This window comes from Staphylococcus sp. HMSC061G12, assembly GCF_001838465.1.
Taxonomy (GTDB): Bacteria; Bacillota; Bacilli; order Staphylococcales; family Staphylococcaceae; genus Staphylococcus; species Staphylococcus simulans.
In genome coordinates this window covers 24,996-26,513 of the sequence record NZ_KV837157.1, presented here as the reverse complement: position 1 = coordinate 26,513, position 1,518 = coordinate 24,996, and the positions used below count along the sequence as shown (strand labels likewise).

At 38.9% G+C, this 1,518-nt stretch carries 1 pseudogene; it reads left to right on the top strand.

Annotated elements, in window-relative coordinates:
• Positions 1 to 1,518: pseudogene (locus HMPREF2937_RS13820) on the top strand (FIVAR domain-containing protein); the annotation flags it as partial.

Here is a 1,518-nt window from a genome sequence, read left to right as displayed (position 1 = left end):
AAGCTAAAGAAGCAGCGGATGCAAAACAAGCAGCGCTTGATGAATTGAAAGAAGAGCTAGCGAAAGTAGCAAAACTTGATAAAGATAGTTTCACGCCAAGTTCAGTTACGCCATTAAATGAAAAAGAAAATGATGGTAAAGCAATTGTGGCTAATCCAGACAACAAAACAACTGAAGATATTAAAGCAGCAACGCAAGCATTGAAAGATGCGCAAAATAATTTAGTTCAAAAAGCTGATAAAGCAGAATTACAAAAAGCAATCGATAAAGCAAAAACTTTAGGTCAACTTGACCCTGCAGATAAAGAAGATAAAGCACTTCAAGATGCAGTAACTGCTGGTGAAGCGGTTAAAGCTGATGGTAATGCAACACCACAACAAGTGGCAGAAGCAACAAAAGCAATTAACGATGCCATCGCAGCAAAAGAACGTCAAGATGCATTAGATGAATTACAAAAAGCATTAGATGCAGCTAACACAGTTAAGAAAGATGATTATAAACCAAGTACTGTAACACCATTCGAAGCAGCAGTTCAAGCTGGTGAAGCAGCCAAAGCTGATACTTCTAAGACTCCACAAGAGTTGAAAGAAGCAGCCAAAGCAATCAAAGACGCGCAAGACGCATTACAAGCGAAAGCGAATAAAGCAGAACTTGAAAAATCAATCGCAACAGCTGAAGGTTTAGGCCGATTGGATGCAAATGACCCAGAAGATAAAGCTGTTCAAGATGCTTTAACAGCAGCGAAAGCAGTTGAAGCAGATCAAAATGCGGATCAAGCAGCAGTTGATGCAGCTAAAAAAGCATTAGATGACGCGATTAATGCTAAAAAAGCTCAAGATGCGAAAGAAGCTAAAGAAGCAGCGGATGCAAAACAAGCAGCTTTAGAAGCATTGAAAGCAGAGCTTGAAAAAGCGAAAGCTGTTCAAAAAGATAATTTCACACCAGACAGCGTAAAACCGTTAACTGATGCAGAAACTTCTGGACAAGCGATTGTCGATGCACCAGACGGCAAAACAACTAAAGAAATTGAAGCAGCTACTCAAGCATTAAAAGATGCTCAAAAAGATTTAGTTCAAAAAGCTGATAAAGCTGAGTTACAAAAAGCAATCGATAAAGCAACTGGTTTAGGACAACTTGACCCTGCAGATAAAGAAGACAAAGCAGTCCAAGATGCTTTAGCAACAGCTAATACAGTTAATGATAATCAAAATGCGACACCTCAAGAAGTTCAACAAGCAACAGAAGCATTAAACAATGCAATTGCGGCTAAAGAACATCAAGACGCATTAGATGAATTACAAAAAGCATTAGACGATGCAAAAGCTGTTAAAAAAGATGACTACAAACCAAGTACTGTAACACCGTTCGAAGCAGCAGTTCAAGCTGGTGAAGCAGCGAAAGCTGATACTTCTAAGACTCCACAAGAGTTGAAAGAAGCAGCCAAAGCAATCAAAGATGCTCAAAAAGCTTTAGAAGCTAAAGCAAATAAAGCAGAACTTGAAAAATCAATCGCAACAG